The organism is Pseudoalteromonas sp. FUC4, from assembly GCF_008370255.1.
Classification (GTDB): Bacteria; Pseudomonadota; Gammaproteobacteria; order Enterobacterales; family Alteromonadaceae; genus Pseudoalteromonas.
Genome location: NZ_SEUI01000001.1, coordinates 829,089 through 852,135 on the forward strand (window position 1 = coordinate 829,089; position 23,047 = coordinate 852,135).

The following is a 23,047-nucleotide window of genomic DNA, read 5'->3' on the forward strand; positions in this document are numbered from 1 at the left end:
ATCCTTAATTTTCAAACTGGTTGCGTTTTTCGCCAGCCATCATAATAGCTAACCCGCAGGCAGATATCACTACTAACAACAATCCAGGAATAGCGGCGCGACCAAAATAGCCCGCTTCGTATACACGCCATAAATAGGTAGAGAGGGTTTCAAACCCCGTTGGGCCAAGTAGTAGCGTGGCTTCTAGTTCGCGCATTGACTCTAAAAATACTAGTGCTGCACCAGCAATAATACCGCGCATAGTTAAAGGCAGTGTTATGCGAGTAAATACTTCACGTGGGCTTGCCCCTAATACGCGCGCAGACTTTACTAAGCTCGGATCTAAGTGTTCGGTGCTTGTTCTAACAGAGCCTACAGCAAGTGGTAAAAATCGCAGCATGTAAGCAATAATAAGCAACCCCAGTGTTTGATATAAAAACGGCAACTGTAAACCACCGTAAACAAGCGCTGTGCCCATTACTATACCCGGAATACCAAAGCCAAAGTAAGTAACACGTTCCATTATACGACCCGCTTTTCCACTCAGTGCGGCATGCGCAACGGGGATCGCAACGATAACGGCTACAATTGCCGCAATACCCGATGCATACGTAGAGTTCCACGCAATATTAAAATCAAATGAGCTAAAACCATCGCGAGCTAACCAAAGCGAAAATATAGCCAAAGGCAAGCCAATAGCGAGTAGTAAAACAGGTGAAAAAGTAACAAACATTGCACTTAACTGTAACTTGTTTGGAAATAAAATTAACGGACGACCATGGCGCTCAGGCGCTGTTTTTATTTGTGATTCTACTAAAAGTAAAAAGCCGACAATAACCATCAGTTGAAGTGAAAGCATTGCAGCGCGCCCTAACGCAAAGGCGTTGTATTCAACATAAATTACGCGGGTAAAAGTATCTAGGCGCATCATTGCGGGCGTGCCAAAGTCTGATAACGTATAAAGCGCGACTAACAAAGAGCCTGCTGCAATACCGTTTACTACGCGCGGTAATATAACTTTAAATATACTTTGCGTCATCGACATGCCCAGCGTACGCGCGGCATTAACCATGCTTGCATCAAGGCTTAGTAAGGATGAGCGAGTTGTCATCATTACAAATGGGAAGGTATAAAGTGTCATTACAATGGCGGCACCTGTTAGGCCATACATTGATGGTGTTTCTATTCCTGTTAAGGTGTTTATTTCGCCACCGGGGCCAAAAGCAGCATAAAGGGTAAATGCGCCAATATAACTGGGAATTGCCAGTGGGGCTGCAAATACAACCAGCCAGAGCTTTTTAAATGGTAAATGCACGTACGCGCTAATAAACGCTAGTGGCACACCAATTAAAATAGATCCGAGTACCGTTAAACCCATTAACGATAACGTGTTGCCTAAAATTTGCAGATTGTGGGTGTCAAATACTGAGCTTGCATCGCTTGCAAGCACAATTAATACATAAACAGGGGTTAGTGCAACAAGCGCTGCAAGCAGCGCCATTGGATAAGAGGCAGGTATTTTCATTACAATACGCCGCTGCTTCGCATCAAATCTATAGTAGGGCGTAAATCAGCAAGCTGTGTTAAATCTACTTTAGGTGGAGAAATATTAGCAAGTGACGGTAAACCCTCAGGTTGGGTAATACCATTTACTAACGGAATTTCGTACGCTTCACTGGCTAAGTAACCTTGTACTTCTTTACTTAGTAAGTAACGCATAAAGTTAGTAGCAAGCGGATCATCGTTAAGTGCTAATACACCCGATGCATTAACTAAACAGCCCGCATCATTTTGTGTAAATGCTAAATCAAGCTTGGCATCAGGCTTGCCTGATTTTAAACGCAGAGTGTAATAGTGATTTGCAAAACCAATATCAACTTCACCGCGCTCAACACCCATAACAACGCCTAATTCTCCAGCGTATGTTTTAGCACGTTTTTGAATCTTTTTAAGCCACTTAGCGGTTTTGTTATCGCCTTCTAAGATTCGCATTGCGGTTACAAACGATTGAAAAGAAGCGTAGGCGGGTGCCCAGCCAATACTTAAATCGCTGTCGGCAATTTCCATAATACTTGTTGGAATTTGATCTTTAGTTAAACGCGACGTGTTATATGGCAATGTACGAATACGGCCAGTTACTGGTGCCCACTCTTTATATCTAAATTGTGGTTGTAACTGAGCAGATAAATCGCCAGGGAAAGGTTGTGCAAGGCCTGCATCGGTTACTAAACCAATCGCGCCTGAATCAACCGCCCAAAATAAATCAGCGCGTTTAACGCCAGCTTTAGCTTCTGCAACAATGGTATTTGCTAAAGCAGCAGTAGGACCTCGGCGAATGCCTAACTTAAAGTCTGGATTTTTTTTCTGGATTGCTTGTAATACGTTTTCATACAAACCACCTTCGCCTCGGCCTAAGTAAAGGGTTAACTCGCCTTTAAGCTTTGGTAAATCGTCAACAGAAACAGGGTTTGCTATATCAGCGGCTAGCGCACGAGAAAGAGGCAGTGGCAATGAGCCAACCACCCCTAACGCAGCTAGGCCTTGAATAAAGGTCCTACGCTTCACTTAAAATACATCCTTACGTGCTTTTTCGGCTTTTTCTATTAAAACCTTAGCGCGGTCTAATTTTGTTTGCATATCACTGATCACATCGCGTACTTCGTCTACGCTTTTGCTGTTTTTAATGGCTTGTGGCAGTGTTACGTTAAAGTCTTTTTCCAGCACTTCAACTAGGTTAGCGTCTTGTTCAATAAGCGTACCTTCTACGCCTTCAAATAGGTGCAGGTAAGTATCGTGAACAATTTCAGTTGCTTCGTCTCGTAAACGCTCAGCAAATTTAGCTACAACACGGTCTAATTTGTGCTTAATTTCATCAATTGTGGCACTTTGTGTCATTTGAGTTGTAGCGGTTGCTTTTACAGTGTCTAACAAGCCTTTTTGCTGGAATTTTGCAGCAAGCTTAACAGCCCCAAGGCCTTGCCACAAGGCTATGTTCATCGCTTTTTGCTGTTTACGAACTTCCTCAGCAGGCTCTTTATTATCAATGGCCATTTTTACGCCATAAAGACCCTGCCAAATAGAAGCGTATACTGGTACAAAATTAGTTTCTATTGCGCTGTGAAACTTAACTGATTCCCAATATTCAATTAAATCATCAGTTTTTACTGCTTTTGAGCCTTTAGTATCGTAGTCGCTTACCATGGTATCAACTTTGCCTACCATCCATTCTACTTCTTCGGTGTAGCTTTTAAGGTTAGCTTGAAGATGATTAACATGCTCGCCAATAGGGCCGTTAGCTAATACTGGTTGAGCCATAAACGCCGAGGCTAGTAAAAGGCTTGCGCCTAAAGTTTTGGCTGGTTTAAATAGTAATTTCATAGCAAAAGAGTCCAAAAAGGTAATTGTAAATGATAGACATTATCATATAGCTAATAGTTAACGAGATCAATAACCACAAACTCGCTTAATAGATAAAAACACTAAATGTAGCGGTAGGTTACAGCAAATAGTGCTATAACCTGTATTAAGAGAATATATTGAGACCGGCTATTAAGCGTAATGCTTGCCTTTAATAGCATTATAAATGGCATCACACAGTGTTTTTATACTTGCATCATCACTTATATACGGTGGCATAAGGTAAATTAGTTTACCGAATGGACGTATCCATACGCCTTGCTCTACAAAATAAGCCTGAATTTTAGCAACATCAACATTGCCAGTAGCCTCGTTTAGCTCAACAACACCAATAGCACCTAAGGTACGTACATTGGCAACCGCTTCTAGTTCACTGCATTTATTAAGTTGTTGTAGCTGGGTGTTTATTTGCTTTATTCGTTGTTGCCAGTTTTGCTCAAGTAATAAATCAATACTTGCGCAGGCTGCTGCACAGGCAAGCGGATTACCCATAAAAGTAGGGCCGTGCATTAGAACACCTGCTTCACCTTCGCTGATGCCAATGGCTATTTTGTCGCTAGTGATAGTGGCCGATAGCGTCATTGAGCCGCCAGTTAATGCTTTACCAATACACATTATATCGGGCTCTATATTGGCGTGCTCTACAGCAAATAATTTACCTGTACGGCCAAAGCCTGTGGCAATTTCGTCGCAAATTAGCAGTACGTTATATTGGGTGCACAATTTACGTACGCAGGCTAAATAATCAGGGTGATAAAAGTTCATACCACCCGCGTTTTGCACTATTGGCTCAATGATAAAGGCGGCTACTTGGTTATGGTTTGTTTTAAAGTATTCTTCAAGCTCCTGGGCTTCAGCTTGGTTAAACTCGCCCCCAAATTGACTAACCGGTGCAGGCACAAATACATGCTCAGGTAAAAAGCCTGAATATAAACTATGCATTGAGTTAACTGGGTCGCATACACTCATGGCTGCAAAGGTGTCGCCATGGTAGCCCTTGTATGGCGTCATTAATTTTTGTTTTGTTGTAATGCCTTGGCTTAACCAATATTGCAGCGCCATTTTAATCGCTACTTCAACGCTTACTGAGCCGCTGTCGGCTAAAAACACTTTAGTTAAACTCGGCGGCGTTATATTTACTATTTTTTTGCAAAGCTCTACCGCGCTGTTATGCGTAATACCGCCAAACATAATGTGGCTCATATTATTAATTTGCTCAATCATGGCGTTATTTATAACAGGGTGGTTATAGCCATGTATTGCGCTCCACCACGAGGCCATACCATCGATTAATTGCTCGCCAGTTTCGAGGTGAATAATATTGTGATTTGCATGTGTAACGGGGTATATCGGAATTGGCTTAGTCATAGACGTATATGGATGCCAAATGTGCTCACGATCAAAATCAAGGTCAATCGTATTCTTTTTAATCATATGTAAACTTTAACTTGGTGGGCTTCGTTGACAATGGTACTTCAACTCGTAGACTAAGCCAATATCACCGTTATGAAAAAAAATAAGAGAGTATTATGGAACTTGCACCTGTCCGTCACGATTGGACCCACGCTGAAGTTAAAGCATTATTTGAAATGCCATTTAACGATTTACTTTTTAAAGCCGCATCGGTTCACCGTGCTAACTTCAATCCAAATGAAGTGCAAATTTCAACGTTGTTATCAATTAAAACAGGCGCTTGCCCAGAAGACTGTAAGTACTGCCCGCAGTCGGGCCATTACAGAACTGATTTAGAACGCGAACGCTTAATAGAAGTAGAAAAAGTTGTAGAGCAAGCACGCCTTGCAAAACAAAAAGGCGCGACGCGTTTTTGTATGGGGGCTGCATGGTCAGATCCAAAAGACAGAGACATGCCATACATTTCGCAAATGGTTAAAGAAGTAAAAGAGCTAGGGCTTGAAACCTGTATGACGCTGGGTAAACTCACAAACGAAAAAGCCCATGAACTTAGAGACGCAGGGCTTGATTACTATAATCATAACCTTGACACGTCACCTGAGTATTATGAGCAAATTATATCAACCCGTACCTTTCAAGATAGATTAAATACTATTGACCACGTACGCGATGCCGGTATGAAAGTATGCTCTGGCGGAATAGTCGGTATGGGCGAGCAAGCAAGCGACCGCTTTGGACTACTTATGCAACTAGCTAATTTGCCACAACAGCCAGAAAGCGTGCCTATTAATATGCTCGTTAAAGTTAAAGGCACACCGCTTGAAAACGCAGAGGATTTAGATCACTTTGAATTTATACGTACCATTGCAACAGCGCGTATTATGATGCCACATAGCTATGTGCGTTTATCGGCAGGGCGTAACGCCATGAACGAGCAAATGCAATCAATGTGCTTTTTTGCAGGCGCTAACTCAATATTTTATGGCGACAAACTTCTTACCACCGAAAACCCAGACGCTGATGCCGATATGAACCTAATTAAAAAACTAGGCATGAACCCAGAAAAACGTCACGACTATTCAGACGAAGCAGTAGAAGCCTCGCTTTCATCGCAAGTAGCCGACCAAGCAACCTCTGAATTGTTTTACGAAGCGTAGGCTTTTATATCTATGCCTTTTGATTTTATAAATACGCATCTGCAGGATCGCCAGCAAGATGCGTTACTTCGTAAACGCCACATAGTACAACACGCTACAGCGCGCACCATAACGGTTAATAATAAAACCTACCTTAACTTTGCCAGTAACGACTACTTAGGCTTTGGTGATGAGGCTGTTAATCTTAATGACTCCCAAGCATTAGGCAGCCACAGCTCTGCATTAGTGACAGGTTATCAGACGCAGCAAAAAGCGCTTGAACAATGCTTATGCGAGCAATTTGGTTATGGCGAAGGGATGCTATTTAACTCAGGATTTAGCGCTAATAGCAGCGTAATTAAAGCATTGTTTCAAGATAAAGCCGCTGCGCAAAACAGTGCTATTTTTCAAGATAAGTTAAACCATGCAAGCTTGATTGACGGTGCTATGCATTCTAACGCGGCTTTAGTGCGTTTTAATCACAACGAAATGAATCATTTACGTTCACGGCTCGAAAAATCAAAAGCGCAAAACAAGCTAATTATTAGCGAAGGCGTATTTTCGATGGATGGCGATACCGCGCCATTAAAAGAATTACTCGCCTTGGCAAAGCAACATAATGCCTGGTTAATGATTGATGATGCCCACGGCTTCGGCGCTTTGGGTAAAACAGGGCTTGGTAGTTGCGAAGTACTTTTAGAAGAGGGTATTACACTTCCAGATATTTTAGTTATTACCTTTGGTAAAGCCGTTGCCAGTAGTGGCGCGTGTGTATTAGGCAGTAAACAKTTTATTGATTACATGCTGCAATTTAATCGCGATTACACTTATTCAACCGCCATATCACCGCTTATGGCAAGCCACACACTTGCGCGTATTAAAAGCATAAAAACAGCTGATGATAAACGCGATAAGCTTAATGCTAATATTGCATTATTTAAGCAACTCGCTAAAACCCATAATATTGCTGTAATGCAATCAAACACAGCCATACAACCCATAGTATTAGGCTGCGCTGAGCAAACGTTGCAAGCCGCAGATAAACTTAAACAACAGGGTATTTGGCTCACTGCAATTAGACCGCCCACGGTTGCACATAACACCTCACGTTTACGCATTACTTTAACCGCTGCACATTCCGAGCAAGATATAACGCACTTAGTTAAGCATTTAGTAGGTGCAATAGCATGACTGCTCAGCCGGTATTAAAAACAGACCTAGTGCAAACACAACTTGTAAAACCGTGCCTAGTAAGTAACGATTTAAATGACGAGTTAAATAGAGAATCAAGTCGAGAGCTAAACAAGGATCTTAAAAAGTCTACTCAAAGTAAGTTCTCAAAGGCGGCAGCGAGTTATAACACCCATGCAAATGTACAAAAACATGCTGCGAGCGATCTATTTTCGCTAATAAAACCAGGCATTAATAAAAATAAGCTTTGTGTTGATTTAGGCGCAGGCCCACTTGTTAATACGCATACCTTACAAAGTATGTTTGCAAGCGTTGTAGCAATAGATTTGAGCTTAAACATGTTGCAAAGTAGTGATTTAACCGCACCCAAAATATGCGCCGATATGGATAACTTACCGCTGCAAGCAAACAGTGTTGATGTTATTTACAGTAACTTTGCAGTGCAGTGGTCTGCTAATTTTTCGGCTTTAATGCAATCACTTTACAGCATATTAAAACCAGGCGGGCAGGCGTACATAAGCGCTGTGGTAGAGGGCTCACTTAACGAAATAAAAACAGCCTTTGCAGCGCTTGATTCTAACAGCCACATAAATACCTTTAATAGTGAGTTGCATATAAACCAATCAGTCCAAAAAGCAGGTTTTACTATTAACAGCGCTCAAAAACGTATTTACACCGATGAATACATAACACCTTTAAAAGCTATTGCTTCAATTAAAGCTATTGGTGCAACAACGCAAAATCATACCAATACGCGCCAAGGGTTACTTACCAAATCGTCGCTTAAAAAAGTATGCAGTGCGTATCCGCTTATAAATAACAAAGCATGTGTGTCTTATCATGTGGTGCTGTTATCATTAGAAAAACACTAAATAAGCCCAAAGACATTAAAGGCAACGCATGAAAGAATTTTTTATAACAGGCACCGACACCGATGCCGGAAAAACCCACGTTACCAGTTTGCTATTAAAGTTACTTGCCCAACACAAAAAACAAGCCATTGGCTTTAAACCTCTTGCTGCTGGTTGCGAAATGGCGTTCGATCAGCTAGTAAATGCTGATGCCCTCATACTAATGGAAAGCGCAACAGTGAGCGCAAAATACGACGTAGTAAATCCGTTTGCGTTTGCACCACCTATTGCGCCGCACATAGCCGCTGAGCAAGTGGGAGTTAGTATTACTATTGATAAACTAAGCGATGCTTATAAAAACGTAAAACAGCAGGGCGCTAATTTTATACTTACCGAAGGTGCTGGTGGTTGGGCATTGCCTATTAATAAAAACGATTATTTATACGACTGGGTTAAAGCAGAAAAAATGCCGGTAATACTGGTTGTTGGTATGAAGCTAGGTTGCTTAAATCATGCGTTATTAACCGCTGCGCATATGCAAAGTATGGGTATAAACTGCGTTGGTTGGATTGCAAACCAAGTAGATAAAAACATGGACGAGTACCAAGCAAACCTTGATTCACTTAAAGCACGTTTACCGTTTCCAATACTTGCCATAAGTCCATACAGCGAGCAAACCCCTAAGTTACAAATATACAAAAGCTTGCTTAGTGCGTTATCTATTAACACTTAAGTGGTTTTAAAAAAGTTACTTTTTAGGTAAATCTTGAAATAGTCAGCCTTAGTACACATATAAACCTTTATAAATACATAGTTTGCTTAAAGACAATGTTACTAAGGACATAACCACTATATGACGCCCCCATTTATTGAAAGCTACGCCCCAGATGCGCACGTAAGCGCTGAGCCAAAAGCACTAAACTATGGCTTACCTAAAAAACGCGTAGGCATAATAGGTGGGGGTACAGCTGGTGCCACAATAGCCATTAGGCTTGCTGCGTTAGGGTTAGAGACTTATGTGTTTGAAAAGAAAAAGTCGTTAATTGATGGCCCTCCAATGTGCCACTTGCATGCAGGTGGCAACTTATATCGTGAAATCCCCGACGAAGACTGCATAGATTTACTCAAGCAATGTATAGATATTGCTCGCCTTTATCCTTACACCATAGATGTTCGCCCCACAGTATTTGCCGTACCCAAGCGCGATGACGACTCACCGGAGGATTTATTTCCGCGTTTAAATAAATTGGTAAAAGCCTATAGCGAGCTTGTTGAGCAAGACAGCGCTAATAAAGTATTAGGCGAGCCAGAGCATTATTATCAGTTATATAGTTATGAGCAAATGCTAAAGCTTGCCAAGCAAAAGCAAGTAGCCAAGCCAACGTCGTTAGATGAGTGGATGATACCCGTTGCTAAGCATTTAGATTTAGATAAGCTAAAGTTTCCGCTAATTGTTGCACAAGAATATGGCTGGAATATATTTCGTTTATCGGCCAGTGCACAACTCGCGCTTGCCGAGTATAAACATGCTCACGTTTTAACAAGCACCAGTGTTAAAAATGTATCGCCAGTTATAAATACCAATAATGATAAGCAAACAGTTAAATGGCGCATTGAATATCAATCAGAGCTAAATCTTAATGAAAAACCTGATACTTCAACCGATACACAAGCCGATTCACAAACCATTGAGGTAGATTACCTAATTAATGCGTGTGGTTTTCAAACCGGTATTATTGACGACATGGTTGGTGTAGATGTAAAACGCATGGTCGAATTTAAAGCCTCTTACATTACTCATTGGCAAGGTGCTGGTGGACAAATACCCGAAATAATTATTTATGGTAACCGAGGTACGCCAGAAGGTATGGCGCAGCTAACCCCTTACCCTAATGGTTACTTTCAAATACATGGCATGACTAACAACATTACATTGTTTAATGATGGCTTAGCTGATGCAACGCCAATGAGCGCACAGCCTAAAATTCCCAATAAATACCTGCATTATATTAAAGATGGCTGGGATGAAGCAGCATTGCAAACACGCACTCAAACAGCAATTGATTATGTAGCGGAGTTTGTACCTGCATTTAAAACTGCTAGCACACAAAATAATGCCTTGTATGGCGGGCAACAAATCCCAGGTGATGACGATACTTTGCGCGTAGCCGATGTAAGTTTATATTCGCATATTAGTTACGCACGGGCTGAAAATGTAAAAGCATCGTCAACGTTAATAGCGGCAGATCAAATAGTGGGTGAGTTTATAAAATTAGGAATAATAAGTAGCGATCCTGCTGTAAATCATCACCGCAGTACCCACCAATGGTCGTACCTTAAACATAATAGCGGCGAAAAAATTGACGAAGTTGCACGCATATTGGCACACGAGCGTGGTTTTCCAATCGATATGGCAGAGCTAAATAACAGCTTGTAATAAGCGGATCTATAAAAACTTTAGTCTTAAATTTGCTGTAAAACCCTTCTTAAAAAAATTATCAATAAACACATAAATAACACTTGTGTTATGACATAGTTTGTCACAGAATAGCACTAACGTTATGACATAGTGTGTCATAACGCAGTGATTGCTTTAACCTAATTTAATTTTATGTTCGGTGATCAAACCTATTTTTGTGAGGACAATATGAAACGTATATTTTTGTTTTTATTAACTAACCTAGCGGTTATGTTGGTATTAGGTGTAGTGCTTTCAATAATAATGAGTGCGCTGGGCTTAAGCCATCGTAGCCTAGGCGGAATTTTACTTATAGCCACCGTATTTGGTTTTGGTGGATCGTTTATTTCGTTATTTATGTCGAAATGGATCGCTAAAAAATCAACAGGCGCGCATGTAATTACGCAGCCTCGAAATGAAACCGAACATTGGCTTGTACAAACGGTATCTGCGCAAGCACAAAAAGCGGGTATTAAAATGCCAGAAGTGGCAATTTACGACAGCCCAGAAATGAACGCGTTTGCAACGGGCCCAAGTAAAAACAATTCGTTAGTGGCAGTAAGCACAGGCTTAATGCACAACATGACCAAAGATCAAGCCGAAGCTGTACTCGCCCACGAAGTATCGCACGTGGCTAACGGCGACATGGTAACGCTTACGCTAATACAAGGCGTGGTAAACACATTTGTAATATTTGCCGCAAAAGTACTGGCAGGCATTGTAGATAACTTTATAAATAGCGATGAAGAAGAGGGCGGTAGTAGCTGGACATACTTCTTATTCGATATGTTATTCCAAGTATTATTTGGTGTACTCGCAAGCATAGTGGTTGCAAGTTACAGTCGTAAACGTGAATTTGCAGCCGACAGCGGCGCAGCAAAACTAGTTGGTGCTGACAAAATGCGATCAGCCCTTGAGCGATTAAAGCAAAACCACCCGTCGCAATTACAAGGTTCAATGATGGCCTTTGGTATTGCAAGTGGTAAAGGTGTTGCTGAGCTGTTTTCATCGCACCCACCGCTTGAAGCGCGAATAGACGCTCTGCGTAAATAAGCTAACCCTTATTTAAAAACACAAAAGCCAGCGTAATAGCTGGCTTTTTAGTGTGTGGGAGCTGGTTATTTACCAAAAATAATATCGGTAATGCCCTCTGGGGAGAGTATTTCAATCCAGTAGCCGTCAGGATCTTTAATAAATGCTAAGCCTTTCATTGAGCCATCGTCTGGCTTTTTAACAAATTCTACATCGTACTTTGCAAAGCGTTCACTCGCTGCGTATACATCGGGTACACTAATACCTATGTGACCAAAGCCTTTCGGTTCTTGGTTACCGCTGTGGTAACCCTCAAAGCTATCGTCGTCTTCTGTGCCCCAGTTATGGGTAAGTTCTATTAGCGCAGGGCGGCCAAATACCCATTTAGCCTTAGTTTTATCATCACCTTCTGGCTGCTCAGGCTCGTAGCCTAAAAAGTACAATGTAAACTTCATTTCAGGAAAGTCATACTTACCTAACAGCTTCATACCTAATACATTTTGATAAAATTCGAGCGACGGTTTTGGATCTTTAATACGCAACATAGTTTGCTGCATCACATAGCCTTTAGTGGCCTGTTCAATTTGCTCTGGCGATTCGTTATAGTTAGACATGGTAATCCTTTGTATAAATTAAGAAGCGAAAATAGAGATATAATGCTTAAATTATTATAATCAACCGTCGTTTAAATTACATAGCGCAATTTTAAAATAAGGAAGTACATGGCTATTACAATAACCACGGGCACATTTAAGGATATAACCGCTGTAAGTAAACATATTCCCGAACTTTTAACCACTATTGATAACCAAGCTTTGGATAGCCGCTTAAATAATAAAAAAGCACTTATATTAGTGGCCTACCATGAAAATGAATTAGTCGGTTTTAAAATTGGCTATGAGCAGTCTAATTCGCAGTTTTATAGCTGGCTTGGTGGCGTACATCATAAATACCGAAGGCGTGGTATAGCTAAAAAGCTACTTATTAGGCAAGAGCAATGGGCCGCGGAGCAAGGCTATACCCATATACATGTAAAATCGATGAACCGGTTTCCTCAAATGCTCACTATGTTAATCACAAATGGCTATTACATAGGTGGCTATGTCGATAAACACAGTACGATGCTCAGTAAAATTAAGTTTGTAAAACAATTAGCAAAATAAAATAGGGCGCTTTATTCATCGTTATTTAACTAAGTGCCATGTAGGGTTTAATTAACTACTGCAGAAATTACTTACACAAAGTAAATAACGCATATAAAGGAGTGACTATGTTTTTTGATGATATGCAGGGCTTAATACGTGTACTTATCATTGGCGTACTAGGTTATATCGCGCTGGTGTTTTGGCTGCGTATATCGGGTAAACGTACGCTTTCTAAATGGAACGTGTTCGACTTTATAGTCACTATTGCGCTGGGATCTATTTTAGCCTCGGTGATCATTTCAAAAAGCGTTGCGCTGATAGAGGGCATACTCGCGTTTGTTGTGTTAATAGGGCTGCAATATGTTATTACGTGGCTTAGTGTGCGCTCATCTAAATTTGCTTCACTCATAAAAGCAGAGCCCACGCTCTTACTAAGTGATGGTGAATACTGCACGGCAGCACTTGAGTCGCAGCGGGTAACTAAATCAGAAATTCGCGCCGCTATTCGTGGTGCGGGTATATTAGCCATAGAAGATGTAGCCGCCGTAGTGCTAGAAACCGATGGCAGTTTTAGCGTACTTAAGCAAAATAACAGCGGGATAAAAACCGCGCTAAGTGATGTAAGCGGGCAGTAAAGTAATACGCTAATAATTATATTAACTAAGGCAGGTATATTACCTGCCTTATTTTGTATTAAGCTTATTTTTATTTAGCGTGCTGCTCTAATAAACTAAAGGTAGGTAGGCGCCATTTAAAGCGAATTGAAGCCATACGTATTAAGTAGCCTGCAACAAGGCTTGCAATAATGCTGATGTTGTCATCAATATTGTAATGGTGCAGCGCCAAGTATAAACAAGCTACAAGTAACGATACACTCGCGTATAGCTCGTTATGTAATACAAGCGGCGCTTGGCGGCATATTAAATCACGTAGTAAGCCACCAAAAACACCCGTTACAACCGCAGCCACTACACAAATACCATAATGCAATCCCATATTTAGCCCCACTTGGCTGCCAATAATACTAAAGGCAGCAAGGCCCAGTGCGTCTAAGCGCATAAAAATGCCTTTAAATTTAACTACCCACTTAGCCAGCCACGTAGTGACAATACCGGCAATACAGGTAATTAATAAATACTCTGGGTGTAGTACCCAGGTAAGCGGGTAATTACCTAGTAAAATATCTCGCACGCTGCCACCGCCAATTGCCGTTGCACTTGCTACCAGCACTACGCCAAACCAATCCATTTTCATACGCCCAGCGCTAAGTGCGCCGGTCATGGCTTCTGCGGTAATACCAATAATATAAACAACGGTTAGTAACATGAGATAATCACTTAAAATACGTGCGTAAAAATAAGGTGTGGATTGTATAGATAAATTAAGTAAATAACGAATGAAAAATCGTACTAAAAAAGGTTAATTTAGATAAAAATAACTAATAACAAAATCGAGTGTAAACAAGCTGTTAAGTTGGTGGGTGAGTGCGTAATGGTTGATATGAATTAAAGGACATTTGGCCGCAAATTATAAATAAAATAAGTTGAGTTTTAGTTGTTTTTAGCGCGTTTATTTTTAAGCTGAATTTAATAATTAAGTAAAGCGTAAAATTAACGCAACATGAATATGTGGTTGCATCGTCCTAATTTAGGAACGTATAATAACAAGTGTTAACTAAATGGAATTTGCGTAAAACGCAGCTTAAGCATAATAGGCGGGTACATGAACAAAGGATTGTTAAAGACGTGGAAAACCGACAAAGGTTTTGGTTTTATTAAATCAGATTCTCTAGAACACGACACGTTTATACACATATCAGCGCTCAAACACATGAGCCGCAAGCCTAAAGTGGGCGACACCATTTATTTTGAAGTTGCTACGCAGCCCGATGGTAAAACCAAAGCCATTAACTGCCGCATAGAAGGCGTTGCAGAGCTTAAAGCACCTTATCAAAAACACAAACAACAGCCACACCGTATTGCCAAGTCTAATTTTACCAGTAGCTTTTTAGGCAAAGTTGCCTCCATTAGCATTATCGCCGTGCTTGGCTTTGTCGCAGTAAGTAAATACAACCATTATAAAAGTAACGAGCAATTTAATAGCCACACTTCCGTTATTACCAACGACGATTTAGCCACCTTCGATGAGCAATACCCAAAAATCGTGATACCAAAAAACACGCAAAATTTTACCTGTGATGGCAGGCAATATTGTACTGAAATGCGCTCACGTGAAGAGGCTGTGTTTTTTATTAATAATTGCCCGAATACAAAAATGGATGGCGATAGAGATGGTGACCCTTGTGAGAGAGATACAAGGTTCCAAGATGAGTGGTAATTTCATAAATCGTTCAATTAAAAGTTTGGTTAAATAAAAATAGAGTTAATTAATGGCTGTGTATAAATACAGCCATGTAATTTTTGCCCCATAACATTATTAAAAGGCGTTATTGGGGTTAAATATCAAAGGCTACTGAGTAGTAATTGTAATTATTTTTTATAAACGAGTTGTTTAGTGTAATTGTCGGACAACGTAATATACGCCGTTTTGGGGTGTTAGAAACCCCAAAGTGGGGTTCAATAAGACGTTAGCCATTATTAATATTTACGAGGTAGTTTTGAAGAATAGAGAAATATCAGGTTACATTGTTTTAGTTCTTTTTGTTGCTTTTTCAGCGTTTGCTTTAGATGTTTTATCTTCACACTTGACTGTAGAAATAGGACCCAAAAGTTTGCTTGATAAAGATGGTAATATAACCACTACTTTAGAGATTGTTTATCCTTTATGGCATCAAATTATTAATTTAGTAAAGAACTTCTTATACGGCCTTGCAGCTGCAATTTTTATAACTGTATTTGTTGCTAATAAACTACAAAGTAGTCAGCAGAAAGAAAAAGAAAACGAATTAATAAAGTTAAATGAAGCGGTCAATGTTAATGTTTTTGATAGTCTTTTTAAAACGATTATCCCAGAAGAAATTTTTAAAATAATTAAGCAAGAGATTATTGAAAATAAAGTTGTTAGGCGTGAAGCAAAATGGATTTATAACTTTGAAGAGTCAGGTGGTAAAGTTATTTGCACTCAAACTACTAGGTATGAACTTCATAACTTAAGCCAAGAGGCTGTTTCTGATCCAGTTAAGTTGGAGCTTGATTCTCTTGGTGGTGAAGAATACGAAATTATTTCTGCAGAATGTCTTAGTATCGCTGGAGAGGTTTTAGTCCACTATGATCCTTCTGATTTGAGTAATAACAAAAATATTGATGTAAACACTGACGGTAAGCATACTTCGGTGGAATATACGGTCAATATTCCACCTGAAAGCTACGTAGAGTATAAAACTGTATTTCGAAGAGCTTACCTCGGAGATATTACAGATGCTCAAGCAACAAAAGTCCCTGTTATCGGTGCTGACATAATTGTTAACTTTCCTGAGAAGTATGACTTTGATGTTTCTCCTTTGATGTCATCATTACCAAGGTTAATAACTAAAAGTTCAACTCAAAAAATTTATCGTGTTGAGGGAGGTATTTTACCTCGGCAAGGATTCATCTTTTATCTGGTCAAAAATGGCTAATAAGTTGCTTAAACGGAATAATAGCAGTTGGCCATCGCTTCGCGATTATAGCCAACCATTATTTTCCTCTTAGCAAAGCGTTAGAAGCATTAGGAGTTTAATTGGAAAAATTCATCTCGATAAGTGTCAACCAGGGGGACGCCTTTTATTTAGAAAGGGAAAAACGAAAAATCCTTGTTGATGGTGGAAAATCTAGAAATGGATTCCCACAGCAATTTTTAAGAACAACAAATTCTGAGTCTATAGACATATTAGTTTGCACCCATGCTGATGCAGATCATATAAATGGTTTACTTGGATTATTAGAGCAAGGGTTTAGCATTGCAGAAGTCTGGCTACCAGGTGTTTGGACCAGCAGGCTAGAAGATCTTATAAACACACCTGACGAATTCATTTTTGAAGCCCACAAGGATATAGTGGATAAATATCTGGGAGATGAGATCAACCTAGAAGAAATAGGTGAAAGTATAAATACAGATTGTATTGAAAATTTAAGACCTGATGAATCATATATTGACATATCAAGGATTTATTCATCAATTGAAAGACAAGGAAAAAATAATGAATGGAAATTTCGCTTTTCTTCTGAGTATTTATACCACCGTCATATTCATAAAATGCTGGATAGAAAAATAGATATATATATTGATGCAATTCAAACTGCAGAAAAAATTAGAGAGATGGCAATATTAGCCTATCATTCTGGGGCCAAGATAAGATGGTTTGAATTTGGCCAAAAGCCCACAAAAAACTGTGGTGAAAAATACCTGAAGCCTATAAATTCAAGAGAAACATTTCAAATTTCAAAGCGTAAATCAGCCTTAGAGTATCTATCATTAAGCAAGGCTAACAAAGAAAGTCTTGTTTTCCATTCTCCCACAGAAAATGGAAGAGCAAATGTACTCTTCAGCGCTGACTCAGATTTAGCTTTAAATTATAACTTACGGGACGTTGGGAATGATTCTATTATCACTGCACCTCACCATGGCTCAGAACATAACAAAAACGCATATCAAGAACTAACAAATAACAATGTTATTACAAATGAAAGCATTCTTATTCGTAGTGACGGAAAGTATAAATCACGGCCAGGGAACTCTTACTTGCAATCAGTTGCTAAAAGAGCATGTACATTGTGCAGACCCTTTAACACACCTAAGCAAAATGTCATTTTCGAATCTAACGGCAAAGGGTGGGTGGCATCGAAAGGTTTAAACTGGTGTAAGTGCAAATAATAGCTGAAGGGGTCAAATAGCTGAAGGGGTCAAAGCTGAAGGGGTCAAATCTTGACTTCATACATTAAAATATGAATTGGTTTAAAGGTTTTGATATTAGCTATTTCTATTCTCTAAAAGCGAAGCGCCTCATAATCTCTTTGTGAATTAGCTATACATAATTAAGGTTGTAAATCTCATCACTCTAAATGTAAAACATCGGCGGATTAGCAACCTAATTCACGCCGATGTTTAAACATTATTTAACTTAATACCTTACTAATAAGAGATTAAGTATTAATCTTGTTTACGGTTAAGACCAAATAAGCAGATTGCTAAAAGTAACGTTGCAATCATGCCTGATGCGCCAGCAACACCTGATGGCAGAAATCCATCACGGCCACAGGTAATTAAAATACCATTGGCAAGCATTGCAATTGCGCCTGCAAGGGCTGTAATATTACCAATGGCTTTGCCGCCTTTAGCGATAAATGATAGGCCAAATACAAGTGCTGCTAATCCTAATAATAATTTAGCTGCGTAGTAAATCATGAATGACAACGAAACTACGCCACCAATTAAAGGTTGTGCGCCTTCTACTGTGCCTGCAACTTTTCCAAATGTAGAAAACAATGTAAGGCCAACGCTCACCTGTACTATGTTAAGTACTGCGCTAAACGCGATAGCCGACCAGCCTAGTTGAGCGTTTTTTGTTTGCACCATAGCTGTGCCTGCAAAGGCAACAAGTAAAGTAAATATTAGTGCTTCTAGCCCCCAAGCAACCTGTCTTGAAAAGCTAATTTCAGCACTGTAAAGGGCTGAATAAATACCCTGTGATATCGCCAATATCAACAATAACGATGCTGTAATTAGGGTAGTGCGTTTATGTGTAAATTCCATTATGGACCTCTTTTGATTTTATATTTAACGCTTTTAAAAGATGCAGTAAGTTTGCACACATCAAACCGTTGAAACTTTTATATAAATATTGAAACTATAAGACAGGCAAAGCGATTTTAAAATTTCACTAAAACCAATAAAAATAATAATTAATTACAAATAGACTCAAGCATTAGCTTTTTATAAAACTTAAACTGGCAAAGTCGCATTGAGTTAAGCTTTTAAACCTTTAAAAGCACTGCGCCTTATACCCTCTTTGTGAATTAACTTTTAATTACTAAGAGGGTATTTAGATGCATTTTGGCAATGGGCATAAGCGACTTTGAACAAAGCTACTTACTTTAGTCGGATAAGGTTGTACAAGGGCTTAAATCGGCTTTATTAAGATAAAAACCTAAAATTAGACCAGTCACTTAACGCTATGATTGTTTGCTTGGTAGGGGGTGCAACATAAATTAAACCTGTAATAGCAACTATTGATGCCAACGTAATTAATTTATTATCGAAGTCAGCTATTTTTAAAGCCGTACCAAAAGAGCGTTTAATGGTGACATTACTTAAATCTACACTGTAAATTTCATCTAGCAATAAATGAATTAACCCGCCGAGTAAAATAAATCCACCCGTTAACCAGGCAAAGACGGCTGCTTGTGTAGTGGATTGGTCATTCAGCTTCCATGTTAGTTGAGTTGTTAATAGCGCGCATAACAGTATAAATAGTAAAGAGTGGCAACTACCTCTGTGCACTGTGATCCATTCAAAAATGGGTCTGATAATGTATTTCATAAACCCGTACACTAATAACGGCACTACTATTAACTCAACAAAACTAATTGTAATAATGAGCTCGGTGGTTATGTAATGCAGCACCAGTAATACAGCGCTCAGTGCAAATAAGTTAAAAATAGTATCGAGCGATGTGGAGTTATCTGAGTCTATGTCGGGTAATAAGCCGCCAATAGAGCCTAAAAACCATAACCAAAGCGCGCCGTTTAAATCAACATGGCCTGCAGATAATAAAGTGGCTGAACCTAAACCGGTGACGATGACTGCAGTATTAAGGTGAGTATTGAAATTTGCCATTGTATCTCTTGATAGAAAAATAGGTTGGCATTCTAGCAATCAAAAACTTAATTGTTCAATGTACTTTAGAGGTTAGGTTTAAAATATGTTTTTGTTAGTTTAATTAACCGTGGTTTATTACATCAACGTGATATTTGAATCGACGAAGTGATAACTTTTGCCGTTTATTACTAATCGCTATTTTTTAAACTCATCGAAAAATGCAATTTGCCCTCGGCCAGTTTCTTTAATGTGGTAGAGCATGTTGTCTGCGTTTAGCATTAACGCAACTAGTTCGTTACCATCATTTGGGGCTACTGCAATACCTATGCTTGCACCTACTGCGCATGTTTTATTTTGTGTAATATTAATATCGTGTTTTAACTCATTGAGTAAGGCGTTCGCTTTTTGTTGTGTTGCCGCTTTATCGTAGGTTTTAATTTGCCTTGCAACAATAAATTCGTCACCGCCTAGGCGGATACACATGTCGTTTTTTTCGTGAAACAGTGTTTTAAATCTGTGCGCTATTTCAATTAGCACTTTGTCGCCGGCTTCGTGGCCGTAGGTGTCGTTTATGGGTTTAAACTTATCTAAATCAATCATCATAAGCACTAAGTGTTCATTATGTTTAATACATTCACGCAGTGCTTTTTTAAGGCGTTTATCACCGGCACGCCTGTTTAATAAGCCGGTGAGCGGGTCGTGATCGGCTTCAAAGCGGGTTTGTAGTTCACGCTCTGCGCGCTCAGTTACATCGTGTAAAATTACTTCTACTAGTTGCTCTTGTTTAGGGCTTCGTTTACTTTCTCTTTGGTCTGTTAATCTTACAAATAAGCAATGAAACCACACCGTTTTGTAGCCAACTTTACACTCAACATCTAAGGTGGTTTGTGGTGGGTTTTTAGCAGAGCGAATATCGTCCAGTAGGCTTTGTAACTCGTCTTCATTGCTTAGTAACTCAGGAAAATTTAAGGTTGGTAACTCTTTTTCGCCAGGTACAGTAAAGTAATGCTTAAATGCAGGGTTAAATGTGGTGATACTATTTTTGCTATCGAGTAAACAAATACCTGCGCTGGCTTGTTCAAAAATAAGTCTAAACTTGGCTTCTAGCTCTTGGGTTTTTTTACGCAGTGTTTGCTCATTACTAATAGTTAAATGCAGCTCGTTCATTAAGGCATTTATACCGTGCGTTAAACGGCTTATTTCGTCTCGCTTGCCTTGCTTAAAGGTTAGCATTTTAAGGGTTTCTGGCTCGCTTGGGTTTATTTTAGCAAAGCTATCGGTCAGGTTTTGAATAGGTTGAGTAAGCCAACGCTGTACTACAAGCGATACAAAAAATGCGATAACAATAGATTGAATCAGCATTAATATAAACTCTTTTTTAAGCGCTGCCTGTGCTTGTTGCTGTATAAACTTATCGTCGGGATATATTGATAATGCCCCTATATAGGTGTCATCTAAAAAGGGGTGCACAAGCCTAACTAACACAGCTTCTTTTTGTTTATTAATAGTGCCATTGGCAATAAATAACGCCATGTCGCCTTTTGCGTTTGCTTCACCTTCTAGGCTTGCGCCTTGTACTAGGTCGTTACTTAGTAGACCGTTGATTATTTCTTGGCTTAATTCTTTATCGTTTAAATAAGCAGCTATGGCGGCTGTTTTTTCCATTGTTTGCGCTAATTGTTGAACGAGTAAGTAGTTGGTGTTTTTCTTTTCTTTAAAGCCTGAATAATATGACAGCGTTGACGAGACTAAAGACACAACAATAGCCACTAACGCAATTGATATAGCGACCCGTATATAGAGTTTTTGGCTAATAACTTTAATCAAATGTGTATACCACTTTTACTGCATCTGTAACTTGCGATAGCGGTATGTAGCCAATTGCAAATTGTGATGAAGCTATTTTATTTATTGCGTCTTCTACCGATGTTGAAGGCGTGGGTGGCTTTGCGCGCCCTGAAAATAAAAGCCTTGCCCAATACGCATTTATTTTTTGCTCGTCTTTATTAACCAGTTTTAAGTAAAAGTCGTTTTTTAATGTTGATTGCGCGGGCAAATCAAGCGGTTTTGAGGTCTCACCATCAGGGAAGGTTAAATAGCGGCCCATGTAAATATCAATAATTTCTCGTTTTGATAATGTGTTAATTGCATTGCTTTTATTAACAACGACGACAAACTCTGTCGATTTAGCATAAAAGCTCACAACAAGCAGGCACAAGGGCAGCAATGCGTTTATAAATAGGTTGCTAGGGCTCATCATTAAAACACCATACTAGCATTTAGACTAAGTATATGTACTTTGTGGCCCTCATCAACATCTGAAGGGTTACTAAGACTCCATAAGCCTGCACCTTGAGGTTTTATATCAAAGCGGTCTAACTGGGCTTTTAATGCTATGCGCTCAGACAGTTGCCATTTTACGCCTACGTTAATTGAGTGCTGGTGAACATTGGTAATTTTAACTGCTGACTGACTGGCAACTGCGAGCTGTTGTATAGGTACTGAAAATTGTTCGGGAGTACTTGGCGCAAAAGCGGGATCGTTTACTTTTATTACGTCATGGCGGTGTTTAGCCGCTGTAAAACCTGTGTAAAATATTGCGTTATCTACACGGTAACCTGCACTAATGTAGCCACTAATAACTGAAGGAGCAACTATCCAATCGGATTCTGAAATACCTAGCTCAGATTGGATTAGCCAATTGTTGTGATCGTAAGTAAGCCCAAACGCAGCGTATTCTATACTGTTGCCTTTGGTGTTAAATTTGCTTGATATTTTTTGTGCTTGCGGCCATATACTTTGTGGTATGGCATCGAGTGCGGCTAAATACTCATCTAAAGCGGTTAACTTATAATCCCCAAAGTCTGATTTTGATAATGAAAAGCGCATAGTCCATGCATCTAAAGAGTAGGTTGCACTAAAAGTTGTTAAGTTATCAAAATCAATAAAAAAGTCGTCATTATAGGCTTGTAGCTTGGCTGTTGTACTACCATAAGCAAGTTTTAAACGTAAAAAACCATCGTTAATGGCTTTACTGTATTCAACATCTACACCATCGAAATTTCCTGCAATGTTTGCAAACGAGTAGTACGAATGCGGCGGGCGCACCCATAAATAGGCATACCCTACGTAAGGGTATTCAGACAGTAAGTAAAGATCGCTATTTAACCTGCCAGCACGAACAGCCCAATGGCGCGAGGGACGATAACGTACAAATGTGAGCTCTAAAAAATTATCAAAGCTTTTAAAAGCATGATCTTGAATGACCACTTGAACCACAGAGTCCCAATTTTTGGCCAATGATATATTAGCCTGCCCACCTAAAATTGAATCTCGCGTTGCTGAAAAACCAGATTCGTTGACATTTGAATAGCTCGATGCAAAGCCAATATCTGAATCGTCCGTGTAGCTGAGTGTTAAGGATGCGAAACCGCTAAATTGTACGTCTATGTCGTTTGCATAGGTTTTATTAGCAGCAGAGATTGCCAATATTGCTATGGCAATTGTACCTCGGAACAACATGTTAGCCCGTATTTTTATAATGTAGATAATAAAAAGATAGCACAATTTATTAAATTACCAACTTCATCAACATGGTCTTTAACTAAATCCGTAAGAATGATGAATTTAAGAAAATGACATTATTTAGCATTAGCGCAAAATTTTGAT

At 39.5% G+C, this 23,047-nt stretch carries 22 protein-coding genes; 11 read left to right on the forward strand and 11 right to left on the reverse strand.

Annotated features, from left to right (window positions below; genetic code table 11):
* Positions 1-4 precede the first annotated feature (4 nt).
* From EU510_RS03725 to bioA, 4 genes are all read right to left on the reverse strand, one after another.
* Positions 5-1,504, reverse strand: a complete 1,500-nt coding sequence (locus EU510_RS03725) for an ABC transporter permease (RefSeq protein ID WP_149592313.1) — start codon at positions 1,502-1,504, stop codon at positions 5-7.
* Positions 1,504-2,544, reverse strand: coding sequence for an extracellular solute-binding protein (locus EU510_RS03730; RefSeq protein ID WP_149592314.1), 1,041 nt, complete (start codon positions 2,542-2,544; stop codon positions 1,504-1,506). The genes EU510_RS03725 and EU510_RS03730 overlap by 1 nt, the downstream gene beginning before the upstream one ends.
* The gene (locus tag EU510_RS03735) at positions 2,545-3,357 is read right to left on the reverse strand and encodes a hypothetical protein (RefSeq protein ID WP_149592315.1); all 813 of its coding nucleotides are present in this window, start codon (positions 3,355-3,357) and stop codon (positions 2,545-2,547) included.
* 171 nt (positions 3,358-3,528) lie between these two features.
* Complete coding sequence (gene bioA, locus EU510_RS03740; protein ID WP_149592316.1) at positions 3,529-4,830, reverse strand: adenosylmethionine--8-amino-7-oxononanoate transaminase; 1,302 nt, start codon at positions 4,828-4,830, stop codon at positions 3,529-3,531.
* A 95-nt stretch (positions 4,831-4,925) separates the two neighbouring features.
* Between bioA and bioB the strand changes: the two genes are divergently transcribed.
* The 6 genes from bioB (at position 4,926) to htpX (ending at position 11,498) form a co-directional block, all read left to right on the forward strand.
* On the forward strand, positions 4,926-5,966 hold the full coding sequence (bioB, locus tag EU510_RS03745; protein ID WP_149592317.1) for a biotin synthase BioB: 1,041 nt from the start codon (positions 4,926-4,928) through the stop codon (positions 5,964-5,966).
* A gap of 12 nt (positions 5,967-5,978) precedes the next feature.
* Entirely contained in the window at positions 5,979-7,136 is a 1,158-nt protein-coding gene (locus EU510_RS03750; RefSeq protein ID WP_149592318.1) for an aminotransferase class I/II-fold pyridoxal phosphate-dependent enzyme, read from the forward strand.
* On the forward strand, positions 7,133-8,008 hold the full coding sequence (locus EU510_RS03755; RefSeq protein WP_149592319.1) for a methyltransferase domain-containing protein: 876 nt from the start codon (positions 7,133-7,135) through the stop codon (positions 8,006-8,008). Before EU510_RS03750 ends, EU510_RS03755 begins: the two co-directional genes overlap by 4 nt.
* A 28-nt stretch (positions 8,009-8,036) precedes the next feature.
* Positions 8,037-8,720: a dethiobiotin synthase gene (bioD, locus tag EU510_RS03760; protein WP_149592320.1), complete on the forward strand. Its 684-nt coding sequence runs from the start codon at positions 8,037-8,039 to the stop codon at positions 8,718-8,720.
* Positions 8,721-8,840: 120 nt separating this feature from the next.
* Positions 8,841-10,424 (forward strand): FAD-dependent oxidoreductase, encoded by a 1,584-nt coding sequence (locus EU510_RS03765; protein WP_149592321.1) that lies wholly within the window; start codon positions 8,841-8,843, stop codon positions 10,422-10,424.
* Positions 10,425-10,634: 210 nt separating this feature from the next.
* Entirely contained in the window at positions 10,635-11,498 is an 864-nt protein-coding gene (gene htpX / locus EU510_RS03770) for a protease HtpX (protein WP_149592322.1), read from the forward strand.
* 65 nt (positions 11,499-11,563) lie between these two features.
* Here the strand turns inward: htpX and gloA are convergent, their stop codons facing one another.
* Positions 11,564-12,091, reverse strand: a complete 528-nt coding sequence (gloA, locus tag EU510_RS03775; RefSeq protein ID WP_149592323.1) for a lactoylglutathione lyase — start codon at positions 12,089-12,091, stop codon at positions 11,564-11,566.
* Positions 12,092-12,199: 108 nt separating this feature from the next.
* Here gloA and EU510_RS03780 point away from each other — a divergent pair, with 108 nt between their 5' ends.
* Together EU510_RS03780 and EU510_RS03785 are read left to right on the forward strand one after the other, a co-directional pair.
* Positions 12,200-12,640, forward strand: coding sequence for a GNAT family N-acetyltransferase (locus tag EU510_RS03780; protein WP_149592324.1), 441 nt, complete (start codon positions 12,200-12,202; stop codon positions 12,638-12,640).
* Positions 12,641-12,747: 107 nt separating this feature from the next.
* A complete protein-coding gene (locus EU510_RS03785; protein WP_149592325.1) occupies positions 12,748-13,257 on the forward strand; it encodes a DUF421 domain-containing protein in 510 nt (169 codons plus the stop codon).
* Positions 13,258-13,327: 70 nt separating this feature from the next.
* Here the strand turns inward: EU510_RS03785 and EU510_RS03790 are convergent, their stop codons facing one another.
* A complete protein-coding gene (locus EU510_RS03790) occupies positions 13,328-13,948 on the reverse strand; it encodes a trimeric intracellular cation channel family protein (protein WP_149592326.1) in 621 nt (206 codons plus the stop codon).
* 396 nt (positions 13,949-14,344) lie between these two features.
* Between EU510_RS03790 and EU510_RS03795 the strand changes: the two genes are divergently transcribed.
* The 3 genes from EU510_RS03795 to EU510_RS03805 all read left to right on the forward strand — a co-directional run bounded on the left by EU510_RS03795 (position 14,345) and on the right by EU510_RS03805 (position 17,434).
* On the forward strand, positions 14,345-14,959 hold the full coding sequence (locus EU510_RS03795; RefSeq protein WP_149592327.1) for a cold shock domain-containing protein: 615 nt from the start codon (positions 14,345-14,347) through the stop codon (positions 14,957-14,959).
* A gap of 280 nt (positions 14,960-15,239) precedes the next feature.
* A complete protein-coding gene (locus EU510_RS03800) occupies positions 15,240-16,199 on the forward strand; it encodes a hypothetical protein (protein ID WP_149592328.1) in 960 nt (319 codons plus the stop codon).
* 101 nt (positions 16,200-16,300) lie between these two features.
* Positions 16,301-17,434, forward strand: a complete 1,134-nt coding sequence (locus tag EU510_RS03805; protein ID WP_149592329.1) for an MBL fold metallo-hydrolase — start codon at positions 16,301-16,303, stop codon at positions 17,432-17,434.
* Positions 17,435-17,710: 276 nt separating this feature from the next.
* On the opposite strand, the gene EU510_RS03810 is transcribed toward EU510_RS03805, so the two are convergent.
* The 5 genes from EU510_RS03810 to EU510_RS03830 form a co-directional block, all read right to left on the reverse strand.
* The gene (locus tag EU510_RS03810) at positions 17,711-18,313 is read right to left on the reverse strand and encodes a thiamine biosynthesis protein ThiC (RefSeq protein ID WP_149592330.1); all 603 of its coding nucleotides are present in this window, start codon (positions 18,311-18,313) and stop codon (positions 17,711-17,713) included.
* A gap of 381 nt (positions 18,314-18,694) precedes the next feature.
* Positions 18,695-19,396 (reverse strand): metal-dependent hydrolase, encoded by a 702-nt coding sequence (locus EU510_RS03815; protein ID WP_149592331.1) that lies wholly within the window; start codon positions 19,394-19,396, stop codon positions 18,695-18,697.
* Between the two features lie 177 nt (positions 19,397-19,573).
* The gene (locus tag EU510_RS03820; RefSeq protein ID WP_149592332.1) at positions 19,574-21,205 is read right to left on the reverse strand and encodes a diguanylate cyclase domain-containing protein; all 1,632 of its coding nucleotides are present in this window, start codon (positions 21,203-21,205) and stop codon (positions 19,574-19,576) included.
* Entirely contained in the window at positions 21,198-21,638 is a 441-nt protein-coding gene (locus tag EU510_RS03825) for a hypothetical protein (protein WP_149592333.1), read from the reverse strand. Before EU510_RS03825 ends, EU510_RS03820 begins: the two co-directional genes overlap by 8 nt.
* Positions 21,638-22,900, reverse strand: a complete 1,263-nt coding sequence (locus tag EU510_RS03830) for a hypothetical protein (protein ID WP_149592334.1) — start codon at positions 22,898-22,900, stop codon at positions 21,638-21,640. The genes EU510_RS03825 and EU510_RS03830 overlap by 1 nt, the downstream gene beginning before the upstream one ends.
* Positions 22,901-23,047 lie beyond the last annotated feature (147 nt).